The 10979-nt window shown below is 60.7% G+C and carries 11 protein-coding genes and 1 tRNA gene; 10 read left to right on the forward strand and 2 right to left on the reverse strand.

Translation table 11 applies throughout. The annotated features are described in order from the left end of the window. Window positions 1-615: a hypothetical protein gene (locus tag QZ298_RS08040; protein ID WP_296007799.1), complete on the reverse strand. Its 615-nt coding sequence runs from the start codon at window positions 613-615 to the stop codon at window positions 1-3. Window positions 616-1058: 443 nt separating this feature from the next. Between QZ298_RS08040 and QZ298_RS08045 the strand changes: the two genes are divergently transcribed. After that, window positions 1059-1241 (forward strand): hypothetical protein, encoded by a 183-nt coding sequence (locus QZ298_RS08045; RefSeq protein WP_296007802.1) that lies wholly within the window; start codon window positions 1059-1061, stop codon window positions 1239-1241. A gap of 65 nt (window positions 1242-1306) precedes the next feature. On the opposite strand, the gene QZ298_RS08050 is transcribed toward QZ298_RS08045, so the two are convergent. Next, entirely contained in the window at window positions 1307-2740 is a 1434-nt protein-coding gene (locus QZ298_RS08050; protein WP_296007805.1) for a DUF4301 family protein, read from the reverse strand. 75 nt (window positions 2741-2815) lie between these two features. On the opposite strand from QZ298_RS08050, the gene murB reads away from it, so the two are divergent. The 9 genes from murB (at window position 2816) to QZ298_RS08095 (ending at window position 10549) form a co-directional block, all read left to right on the forward strand. Beyond that, on the forward strand, window positions 2816-3826 hold the full coding sequence (gene murB, locus QZ298_RS08055) for a UDP-N-acetylmuramate dehydrogenase (RefSeq protein ID WP_296007808.1): 1011 nt from the start codon (window positions 2816-2818) through the stop codon (window positions 3824-3826). Between the two features lie 42 nt (window positions 3827-3868). Next, on the forward strand, window positions 3869-5212 hold the full coding sequence (tilS, locus tag QZ298_RS08060) for a tRNA lysidine(34) synthetase TilS (RefSeq protein ID WP_296007811.1): 1344 nt from the start codon (window positions 3869-3871) through the stop codon (window positions 5210-5212). A 1-nt stretch (window position 5213) separates the two neighbouring features. Then, a complete protein-coding gene (gene holA, locus QZ298_RS08065; RefSeq protein WP_296007813.1) occupies window positions 5214-6284 on the forward strand; it encodes a DNA polymerase III subunit delta in 1071 nt (356 codons plus the stop codon). Further along, window positions 6281-6991, forward strand: a complete 711-nt coding sequence (locus tag QZ298_RS08070) for an aminotransferase class IV (protein WP_296007817.1) — start codon at window positions 6281-6283, stop codon at window positions 6989-6991. The genes holA and QZ298_RS08070 overlap by 4 nt, the downstream gene beginning before the upstream one ends. An 81-nt stretch (window positions 6992-7072) precedes the next feature. Then, window positions 7073-7543: a pantetheine-phosphate adenylyltransferase gene (coaD, locus tag QZ298_RS08075; RefSeq protein ID WP_296007821.1), complete on the forward strand. Its 471-nt coding sequence runs from the start codon at window positions 7073-7075 to the stop codon at window positions 7541-7543. 14 nt (window positions 7544-7557) lie between these two features. Next, a complete protein-coding gene (lpxD, locus tag QZ298_RS08080; protein ID WP_296007823.1) occupies window positions 7558-8592 on the forward strand; it encodes a UDP-3-O-(3-hydroxymyristoyl)glucosamine N-acyltransferase in 1035 nt (344 codons plus the stop codon). Window positions 8593-8599: 7 nt separating this feature from the next. Then, the gene (locus QZ298_RS08085; RefSeq protein WP_296007826.1) at window positions 8600-9640 is read left to right on the forward strand and encodes a TlpA disulfide reductase family protein; all 1041 of its coding nucleotides are present in this window, start codon (window positions 8600-8602) and stop codon (window positions 9638-9640) included. 36 nt (window positions 9641-9676) lie between these two features. Continuing rightward, window positions 9677-10264 carry a crossover junction endodeoxyribonuclease RuvC gene (gene ruvC / locus QZ298_RS08090; RefSeq protein ID WP_296007981.1) on the forward strand — a complete coding sequence of 196 codons (588 nt, stop codon included), beginning with the start codon at window positions 9677-9679 and terminating at the stop codon, window positions 10262-10264. A 211-nt stretch (window positions 10265-10475) separates the two neighbouring features. Further along, window positions 10476-10549, forward strand: a tRNA-Arg gene (locus tag QZ298_RS08095). Window positions 10550-10979 lie beyond the last annotated feature (430 nt).

Consider the following 10979-nt stretch of genomic DNA (forward strand, 5'->3'; position numbering starts at 1 on the left):
CTACGCCTTAAACAGCATCGCGGAAACCTTCTCGCGCAGATACTCGCCCAACAAAGCCTCGATATCGGCGTCGGAGAACGAGATGTAGTAGCCGCCGTCCTTGGCGCCGACCCGGAAACCGGTCTTCACTTCCTGGGAGTACCCCACCTCGATACCGGCCGCGAGCAGCTCCCCGGCGCTCTTTTCGAAAGCGCCGTCCAGCTTCTCCCGCTCGCCCTCGGGCAGCAGGGCCTTCAACTCGACCTTACCGGCATCGGCGCCGTTCCAGTTCTTGGCCACGGCCAGCAGCATCTCCTTGATGAACGCGGGGTCGACGGCGGCATCCTGCACGCCTGCGCCGGTCGCCTTGGCCACGATCAACGAAGCGATCTCCGACTTGATGCGGGCCACGGCCTGCTTGCCGGCCAGCGCGATTTCCGTGAGGGTGTTCTTCTCCACGTCCTCGGCCTTGGCCTGCGCCTTGCGGACGATTTCCCCGGCCTGCGCCTCGGCATCGGCCACGATCTTGGCGGCCCGGGTCTTGGCATCGGCCACCATACGGTCGGCCTCGGCACGGCCTTTCTCCAGCCCCTCGTCGTAGAGTTTCTGGGTCAACTGCTGAAGTTTGTTTTCCATATCGATCTATCTGATTTTGATTATTGTTTTTCGCGCAACAAATATAAGAAAGATTCCGAGAACGACAAGGCCGCACAACAACATTTTATCCGCAATTCATCAACAATCAGCCCAATAACGACAAAAACGGCCGCAGCGCCGTTCGTCCGGCACCTTGCCCAAGAAGCATCCGGCAGCTATCCCGCCCCAGCATTCGCCCCGAAAACTCCCAAGGAATATTCCCGCAAACGCCCTAATAAGTTCTCCCGGAACATTCCCGCAAACTCCTCCAGAAACGATCCCCGCAAATGCAATTCCGCCTTTCTGGTATACGATTTGCAGGTCTTCGGACACCGGCCTGCTCCTCTGGGAACACCCGGTGCACAAAACTGGCTTTCGGTCGGACGGCTCGCGCCCCCAGACATGATCGGCAGTAAGATGTTCAATTAAAAAATTTAAACATTATGAAAGAGTCCACCTCCAAGACTTCCGCACGCTCGCAGTCGAGCCAGTGCAAGTCGTCGGAAAAGTCGACGGGCCGCACCACCGCTTCGCGCGGCAGCAATTCGACCCGCAGCAACAGCAGCTCGCGCACGGGTTCGCGCAGCAACAACCCCGAAGGTCACAACCAGTACACCAAGAAGTAGAAGACCGCCGGAAAGCGGCGAGGCGCGGGACAACATCCCGCGCCTCGCTTTTGCATGCCCGCCTCCTACCGGTGCTGCGGCCGCAAAAGGTCGAGCACCGTCTTCACGGGCGAGAAGGTCGAAACGGGCACATCCACGAACACCGTATTCCAGCGCGCCATCGCCCCGTTCCAAAGGCCCGGCAGCTCCTGGGCGCGCAATTCACGTCCGCCCGACGATTTGGACGAAATGAACCCGGTCGCGGGGTCGACATACTCGCGCAGGTCGTATTTGCTGCCGTCCGCACGCCGCACGCCGCACACCAGGTCGACCGGATTGAAATGGGTCGCCGACTTCATGAGCGGCATGTCGTCGGGCGCGATCTGGCTCGACTCGGCGATCTGCAACGACTCGGTGCCGTCGGGATTGGCCACCCAGAACGGCCCGCCGCCCGGCTCGCCCTCGTTGCGCACCATGCCGCAGACACGGATCGGACGATCGAGGATCGACCGCAGCAAGGCGGCATCGCAACGCTCGGGCAACTTCACGCACAACTCCCTGCGGATGAATTCGGCGATCGGCTCCAGGTCGCCGGTGCCGGCGTCCAGAGCCTTCAGATACTTGGACGCCCGCTCCTGCAAGCCGAGCAGCACACCGGCCAGCACCTTCTTGAAGCGCACGGTATCGCCGCGCAAAGCATCGGTGGTCACGTTGTCGATGTTCTTGATGAAAACAAGGTCGGCATCGATGTCGTTCAGGTTCTCGATCAAGGCGCCATGCCCCGCAGGCCGGAACAGCAGCCGCCCGTCGTCCTGTCGGAAAGGCGTATTATCGGGATTCACGGCGATGGTATCGGTCGAAGGCTTCTGCACCGAGAACGAAATATCGTAACGAATGCCGAAACGTTTTTCATAAAGGGGCACCTTCTCGGCCAGCAAGGCTTCGAAACCGTTCCGATGCTCGGGCGAAACGGTAAAATGGATCTTCGCCTTCCCGCCCGCCGCAGCATAGGCGGCACCCTCGACCAGATGCTCCTCGACAGCCTTGCGCGCCCCCTCGGGATAGGCATGGAACGTCACCAGCCCTTTGGGTTTGCTGCCGTAGCCGAGGCCCTCGCCCACGATGGCGCCGACCACGGCCTTGTCGCCGGCCCCCTCGGGCAGGACGGCCCGCAGTTCGGGCCAGAAAGCGAAATCCTCGACATGCTGCAACAAGGTATCGATCCCCTTGCCGCGCTTGCCCTCGTTGACGAACTCGAACAACTCCTTGAACATGCGCGTAGCAGCGCCCGAAGCAGGCACGAACTTCACGACGGAGAGCCGTCCGGCAGCCTCGTCATAACGGGCGGCGGCCCGGTCGGCCTGTCCATCGTCCAATATCGTCACACCGTCGCCGGGCGAAGCGGCCCGCACGACCTTAAGATAAGGAAATCCGCGGCGGAAGTGCTCGATCTGCCGACCGACCGACTCGGGCGAAAGACCGTGCCGGGCGATCTGTTGAAGATCATCTTGTGAAAACATGATTTTAAAGTATTTAGGTTTTTGTCGGTATCCGGTTCTATCAAAGATACGAAATTATTCCTAACTTTGCGCATCATGTCGAAAGAATTTCACAACATCAGCCTGCACGACCGCAATAGTTTCCACGTCCGGCAGCATGCCGCCCGGCTTGTCGAATTCGAAACCGTGGAGGAGTTGCGGGCGGTCTTCGCCGCCGGCCGGCCCGACCGCTGGATGGTGCTGGCGGGCGGCAACAACATCCTTTTCACGCACGACTACGACGGCCTGCTTCTCACGCCGGTATCGCAGCGGATCGAAATCCTCGATGAAAGCGGCGACGAAGTACGCGTGCACGTCGATGCCGGCGTCGAATGGGACGATCTGGTCGAATGGGCCGTGGAACGCGGGCTGTGGGGCATCGAAAACCTCTCGCTCATCCCGGGCAAGGCAGGTGCAGCGCCGGTGCAGAACATCGGGGCTTACGGCTGCGAAGCCAAGGATTCGATCCGCCGGGTCGAAATGTACTGCACGGAGAGCGACTCGATGCTGACGCTCGATGCGGCGCACTGCGAATTCGGCTACCGCGAAAGCGTCTTCAAACACGGGCTGAAAGGCCGCGTAATCATCACGGCGATCGAAATCGCCCTCACGCGCACGCCCCGGCCCCGACTGGGCTACGGCGACGTCGAACGCGAGGTCGAGGCCCGCGGCGGCGCCACGCTGCGCAACATCCGCGAGGCGATCTGCGCGATCCGCCGCACGAAACTCCCCGACACGGCCGAGCTGGGCAATGCGGGCAGTTTCTTCAAGAATCCGGTCGTCGACCGCGCGCTGGCCGAGCGGTTGCAAGCCCAATGGCCCGACATGCCGCTCTATCCGGCGCCGGAAGCCGGCAAGGCCAAACTGGCGGCCGGCTGGCTGATCGACAAGGCCGGCATGAAAGGCTACCGCGAGGAGCATGTCGGCGTCCACGACCGCCAGGCCCTGGTGCTGGTCAACCTGGGCGGCGCGACGGGAGGCGAAGTGCTGGCCCTGGCGCGCAAGGTGCAGGCGGCCGTCGAGGAGAAATTCGGCGTGACGATCGACACGGAAGTCAATATCTTATAAAACGATTTCGATTTTCCATTCCCGACCCTTACATTCGCAAAAATGATTCTTCCCGAGGCTTTCGAACAATATATAAAAGAAAACAAGCTCCTGACACCCGACGATCGGGTGCTGCTTACCGTTTCGGGCGGCGTGGACTCGATGGTCATGCTGCGGCTCTTCGCGCAAAGCGGCTACCGCGTGGGCGTGGCGCACTGCAACTTCCAACTGCGCGGCCAAGAGAGCGACGAAGACGAAATGCTGGTGGCCGAAGAAGCGGCGCGGCTGGGCGCGCCCTGCTGCAACCGCCGCTTCGACACGCAGGCCGAGATGGAGCGCACGGGCGAATCGATGGAGATGGCCGCCCGGCGTCTGCGCTACGCATGGTTCGAGGAGCTGTGCCGCGAACAGGGCTACACGGCCGTAGCCGTGGCGCACCATGCCGACGACTCGATCGAAACGTTCTTCATCAACCTGCTGCGCGGCACGGGCCTGCGCGGCCTGACGGGCATTTCGACGCAGGTCGGGCGCATCGTGCGGCCGCTGCTCTTCGCCTCGCGCAAAGAGATACTCGAATATGCCGTGGCGAACAAAATCCCGTTCCGCGAAGACTCCTCGAACCGCTCGACCAAGTATCTGCGCAACAAGATCCGCCTGGGACTGATCCCCCGCATCCGCGAAATCAGCCCCAAGTTCACGGCCCTCATGCAACGCAACATCGGCCGGCTGACCGAAGCCCAGCAATTCATCGACCACGGCATCGAACGCATCCGCCGCGAAGCGGTCACGACCTGCGAGGGGACGGAGATCATCCACCTGGAGCGCATCGACCCGGCATTTCCGCGCGGCTTCGTGATCTACGAACTGCTCGGCTCGGCCTACGGATTCAAGGGCGACGTGATCGACGCCCTCTGCCATGCACTCGACCAACAGGCCACGGGCCGGCGCTTCTATTCGCGCGAACACGTAGCCTATGTGGATCGGGGTACCATAGCCGTAGCGCCGATTCCCGACGACGACGCATGCTGCACGACGGTCGAATACGGCGCCGCACGAAGCTACTGCGGCAACTCGGTGCTCTACTACGAATATGCGGACATCGACGCCATCAAGGAGTTCGGCGTGCCGGAACAGATCGCGCAAGTCGACGCCGACAAGCTGCACTACCCCCTCACGCTCCGCCGCTGGCAGGAGGGCGACTGGTTCGTGCCCTTCGGCATGACGGGCCGCAAGAAAGTAAGCGACTTCCTGACCGACGCCAAAGTCTCGGCGGCCGAGAAACAGCGGCAGTTCGTCCTGCTCTCGGACGAGGAGATCGTCTGGCTCGTCGGCCGCCGCATCGACGACCGTTTCCGTCTGACCGAATCCACTGAAAACGTCCTGCGCATTACCAAAGAAATCGTCTGACATGGCAAAATCGGCTGTCAAATTCCGCGACACGATCGCCCAATACGAACGTCTGAACGCCGACGCGGCGGCCCGGCACTACGCTCCGGTCTACCTGCTCATGGGCGACGAAAGCTACTTCATCGATGCACTGTGCGACCGTCTGGCCAACGAAATCCTCAACGAAGCCGAACGCTCGTTCAACCAGATCACGGTCTACGGCAAGGACTCGGAGGCCGGGCAGGTCATCAACCTCTGCCGCCAGATGCCCATGATGGGCGCGCAGCAAGTGGTCGTCGTCAAGGAGGCCCAACAGCTGCGGGGCCTCGACAAACTCGCGCTTTACACCCAAAAACCCTCGCCGACGACCATCCTGGTAATCTGCCACAAGGAAAAGTCCGTCGACAAACGCTCGGCGCTCTACAAAAGTTGCACGGCCAACGGCGCCGTGCTCGAATCGGTGCGGCCGCGCGACTACGAAATCGCCGCCTGGCTCCAGCAGTTCGCCCGCGACCAGGGTTTCGCGATCGACCCCAAGGCCCTCGCGATGCTTACCGACCACCTCGGCACCGGCGTCTCCAAAATCGCCAACGAACTCCGCAAGCTGGCCGTATCGCTGCCCCAGGGCACGCAACGCATTACCGACGCCGACATCGAAGCCCACATCGGCATCTCGAAAGACTTCAACAACTTCGAACTCTGCAAGGCCGTCGTTGCGCGCGACACGGCCCGTTCCCTGATGATCGCCGGGCACTTCGCCCGCAATCCCAAGGACAACCCGATGCTGGTTACCATCATGGCGCTTTTCAACCAGTTCAAGGACATCTTCACGGTCAACTACCTGCGCTGGCTCTCCCGCCGCAAGGGAGAGCCGTTCCCGTCGGACATGGAACTCATGCGCATCCTGCGCAAGAACAACACGTTCGCCATCAACGAAATCAAGCAGACCTCCGCCAACTGGGACAACCGCAAAGTATTCCAGATCTTGGGCCTGCTGCGCGAATACGACGCCAAAAGCAAGGGCCTGAACACGGGCGGCGCCACCGACGGCGAACTGCTGCGCGAACTGCTGCTGAAAATCTTCTTGCTGTGACCCCGCTCCGCCTCTACCAGACCGTCCACCTCTGTCAGGGCCGCCCGCGGCTGACCGACGTCCATGCGGCTGTGCTCGCCGACGCGGCCCGCACGCTTTTCGGAGTCGGCTACACCCCCGACCTCCGGCAGCTGGAGGCACGCCTGGCAGCCGCGGCCAAGGCCGAACGCTACCCGCAGGGAGTGTCGGCTTTCGTGCGGATCGAAGTCGCGGACGACGGCGAGGAACGCCTTGTGCCGGCCGGCCATTCGTTCTACAACGGCTATGCGCTCCGCAGCCTGATGCCCCAAGCCATGCTCGTCGGCTACGACCTCCCCCTTTCGTCCGCGCCCACTTCAGTCCGCGAAGCCGCGGCGCTGCTGGCCCGACGGCAGGCGCAGCTGGCAGGCGCCGACGTGGCGATCCGCCACGACAGCCGCGGCATCTGCCTCTCGGCCGACGACGCCCCGCTGTTCGCCGTGCGCGGCACGACCGTGCTCGTCTCGCCCGCCCCTCCGGACGCAGAACGCACCCTGGCCCGCCGAGCCATCGAAGCAGCAGGGCTGGAGCTGCGCGAAGAACCCGTCGAACGCGGCATGCTCGCCCGCATGGACGAACTTTTCTACGTCGACCACCGCGGCGTGACGGCCATCTCCAGCTGCAAGGGCGTGCCCTACATGTCGCTGATTGCCGAACGGGTGGCCAAGGCGATGGAAAACATGTTTTGAATTATGAAATTTTAGCTATATTTGTAAAAAAGAGGACGCATTCAGAATCGATCCGATGCTGCGTCCGGCTTTTTGTTTCCTATGGAAAGAACCGCCATTTTTCCGGGATCGTTCGATCCGTTTACCCGCGGCCATGCGGCCCTGGTCGAAGAAGCGCTCAGACTCTTCGACCGGATCGTCATCGGCATAGGCAGCAACACTTCCAAACAAGGGTTGCTGAACGTCGAAAACCGCAAACGCCTGATCGACGACCTTTACGCCGGCGATCCGCGAATCGAAACCCGCATCTACACCGGACTGACGGGCGACTTCGCCCGGGCGGCGGGCGCCTGCGCCATGATCCGCGGCGTGCGCAACACCGCCGACTTCGAATTCGAACGCACGATGCAGTCGGCCAATCGCAGGCTCTTCCCGACGCTGACGACCGTCATGCTCTGCACGCCCGGCGACGTGGCCGACATCTCCTCGTCGACCGTGCGCGAACTGCTGGCTTTCGGACACTCCGCAACCGAGTTTCTCCCAGCCGGAACGGACATAACGAAATACTTATAATAATCTCTATGGCAATGGAATTCACAGCCGAAACGATCGCCGGTTTCCTGGACGGCGAAGTCATCGGCGACAAACAGGCGACGGTGCACACCGTATCGTCCATCGAACAAGGCAAAGCCGGAGCGCTGGCCTACCTGAGCAACCCCAAATACGAACCCTACCTCTACACCACGGGGGCAAGCATCGTGCTGGTCGACAAGACGTTCGCACCCGCGCAGCCCGTGGCGGCAACGCTGATCAAGGTCGACGATGCCGCCGCCTGCGTCGTGAAGCTCCTGTCCCTGTACGAAGCGGCCAAACCCCGCCGCAAGGGCATCAGCGCCCATGCCTCCATCTCGGAGAAGGCGACGGTAGGCGAAAACTGCTACGTCGGCGACTTCGCAGTGGTCGAAGCCGGCGCCAAGATCGGCGAAGGCTGTCAGATCTATCCCCAAGTCTACGTAGGCGCCGGAGTCGAGATCGGCGACGGCACGACGCTCTACCCGGGTGTAAAAATCTACGAGGGCTGCAAGATCGGCGCCCGCTGCATCCTTCATGCCGGAGCGGTAATCGGAGCCGACGGATTCGGATTCATGCCCAACGCCGAGGGCGGCTTCGACAAGATTCCCCAACTGGGCAACGTCATCATCGAAGACGACGTGGAGATCGGCGCCAACACCTGCATCGACCGGGCGAAAACCGACTCGACGATCATCCGCCGCGGCGTGAAGCTGGACAACCTGATCCAGATCGGCCACAACGTGGAGATCGGCGCCAATACCGTGTCGTCGGCCCAGACCGGCATCGCCGGCACTTCGAAAGTGGGCAGCAACTGCTTCCTGGCGGGGCAGGTGGGCGTGGCGGATCATGTGACGATCGGCAACCGCGTGCAGGTGGGATCGAAAAGCGGCCTGGACAAGGACGTACCCGACGGCGAAATCCGCTTCGGCTACCCGGCGCTTCCGGGCATGCAGTACCATCGTTCGGCAGCAGTGTTCAAACGGCTGCCCGAGCTGGACAAGCGCGTGCGTGATCTCGAAAAAGGAATCGACGAACTCAAAAACCGATAGGAAATCCATGAAAAAAACACTTTGGATCGCAGCGGCCCTGCTGTGCGGCTGCGGCGGCAACAACTACACGATCGACGGCCGCGTCGAAGGGCTCGAAGGCACGGTCTACCTCTTTGCAGGCAACGAACTGCTCGACTCGGCGCAGGTAACCGACGGCGCATTCCGCTTCAAGGGCACGGCCGAGAATCCCGGAATACGCTTCGTCGCCGACTCGGAGGAGAACAACGGCACGTTCGGCACGATGCTGATCGTCGAACCCGGCACCATCCGCATCGAGACCGACGCCGAGAATCCCGGCCGGGCCGTCGCTACGGGCACGCCGGCCAACGACGCCAAAACCGCATTCGAAGAACGGCTCAACGCGCTGATCAAGGAATACCGCGATCCGGAGACGAGCGAGGAACGCCGCGAAGCCATCATCGAAGAAAACGATGCGATGCGCCGCCAGGCCTGCGAGAACAACCGCGACAACTATTTCGGCGCACTCATCCTCAGCGAATCGAGCTACGAATTCTCGGGCCAGGAACTGCTGGACGAAATCGCCCTCTTCTCACCTGCGATGCAGCAGACCGAACTGCTGACCCAACTCCGCGAACAAGCCGAACGCAAGATGAAAACCGACATCGGCAACCCATATACCGACATCGAACAACCCGATGCGTCGGGCACGCCGGTATCGCTGCGCTCGGTAATCGAGAACCCAGACAACAAACTGACTCTCATCGACTTCTGGGCCTCGTGGTGCGGCCCCTGCATGGGCGAAGTGCCCCATCTGAAGAAAGCCTATGCCGATTTCCGCAAACGCGGATTCGAAATCTACGGCGTATCGTTCGACAACAACCGCGACAAATGGCTGGAAGCCATCGACCGCCACGACATGAAATGGCTCCACGTGAGCGTGCTCAACGGATTCGACAACCAGGCAGCGAAGGACTATGCGGTGCAGGGCATCCCCTCTAACTTCCTGATCGACAGCCAGGGGACGATCGTCGCGACCAACCTGCGCGGCGAAGCGCTCCACGAAAAGCTGGAAGAACTGCTTAAATAGACCGGTCTCTTGCAACCGATTCCGACCTACCGCATCATGGGCATCGACCCCGGCACGAACTACATGGGTTACGGCGTGCTGGAGGTCGACGGCCGTGCGGTGCGGGCCGTAGCGATGGGCGACATCGACCTGCACAAGCTGACCGACCCCTACGAAAAACTACGCCGCATATTCGCAGAAGTCGGCGCACTGATCGACCAATACGCCCCGCGCGAAGTAGCGCTGGAATCGCCGTTCTTCGGCGAAAACGTGCAATCGATGCTCAAACTGGGCCGTGCGCAAGGCGTGGCGATGGCTGCGGCGCTGCATCGCGGACTGGCCGTCTCGGAATACGCTCCGATGCGTATCAAGCAGGCCATTACCGGCCGCGGATCGGCCGAGAAGGAGCAGGTCGCCGCCATCGTATGCCGGATGCTGTCGGTCGACCAACCGCCCCGGCGGCTCGACGCCACCGATGGCATGGCGGTAGCCCTGTGCCACTACTACGCCACCGCCTCACCGCTCCACGCCGCGCTGGGAACCGAACGCGTCAAAGGACTGGGCGGCGGCAAGAAAGCCGCGTCGAAAGGCGGATCGCAAAGCTGGGAAAAATTTCTGCGCGACCATCCCGACCGAATAAAATAAAACCGGACAAGCACCCGCTCGCATGTATGCAACAAAACCGGAGTAAAACGTTTTAGTCCTTTCCGCCTATTCGGCAGCCGGAAGCGCCCATTAAAACGTTTCAACACCCTGCGGTATTCGGTTTCTGCACCCGACGGACGAATCTTTGTAAAAATTTTCACGATTTATTTGCGCATATCGGATTTTCATCCTATATTTGCATTCGCAATTCGGCACCGTAGCTTAATTGAATAGAGCATCTGACTACGGATCAGAAGGTTACAGGTTTGAGTCCTGTCGGTGTCACAAAGAAAGAGAGACTACTTGCAAGTAATCTCTCTTTCTTGTGTTTTGCGCAGAACCTCCGGCAAACGGCGATCGACAAAAACAGTCTGCCTCAATCGCAATCGGACTTTGCCTGATTGGATACCCCAACGGAACAATCGGAAACCAAAAGCCATCCATGAACGATTCCGCACCGCATGAATCCGGGGTCCCGAGCACACTATCCAATAAAAAAGTCTCCACGGAGTACGCGGAGACAATAGGTTAAAAACCTTCGGCATGTAGCCTTATTGTGGTAAGATGTAGAATTCTTACGCAACAAATATAAGCCCTTATTTGGAATTTTGCAACTTTTTCTTTAATTTTCCAAAAGAAAATAAACGCTTATCCGCAAAAAACGTCTCGGCATCTATATTTCATCGCTTGTCGCGTTTTTTCGAGCCGCAGGGGC

The organism is uncultured Alistipes sp. (assembly GCF_910580175.1).
In the GTDB taxonomy this organism is placed as follows: domain Bacteria; phylum Bacteroidota; class Bacteroidia; order Bacteroidales; family Rikenellaceae; genus Alistipes.

Bases quoted from the DNA above. Each gene is read 5' to 3' on its own strand.
- QZ298_RS08040 (WP_296007799.1), bottom strand. From the start codon at position 615: ATGGAAAACAAACTTCAGCAGTTGACCCAGAAACTCTACGACGAGGGG.
- QZ298_RS08045 (WP_296007802.1), top strand. From the start codon at position 1,059: ATGAAAGAGTCCACCTCCAAGACTTCCGCACGCTCGCAGTCGAGCCAG.
- QZ298_RS08050 (WP_296007805.1), bottom strand. From the start codon at position 2,740: ATGTTTTCACAAGATGATCTTCAACAGATCGCCCGGCACGGTCTTTCG.
- murB (WP_296007808.1), top strand. From the start codon at position 2,816: ATGTCGAAAGAATTTCACAACATCAGCCTGCACGACCGCAATAGTTTC.
- tilS (WP_296007811.1), top strand. From the start codon at position 3,869: ATGATTCTTCCCGAGGCTTTCGAACAATATATAAAAGAAAACAAGCTC.
- holA (WP_296007813.1), top strand. From the start codon at position 5,214: ATGGCAAAATCGGCTGTCAAATTCCGCGACACGATCGCCCAATACGAA.
- coaD (WP_296007821.1), top strand. From the start codon at position 7,073: ATGGAAAGAACCGCCATTTTTCCGGGATCGTTCGATCCGTTTACCCGC.
- lpxD (WP_296007823.1), top strand. From the start codon at position 7,558: ATGGAATTCACAGCCGAAACGATCGCCGGTTTCCTGGACGGCGAAGTC.
- QZ298_RS08085 (WP_296007826.1), top strand. From the start codon at position 8,600: ATGAAAAAAACACTTTGGATCGCAGCGGCCCTGCTGTGCGGCTGCGGC.
- ruvC (WP_296007981.1), top strand. From the start codon at position 9,677: ATGGGCATCGACCCCGGCACGAACTACATGGGTTACGGCGTGCTGGAG.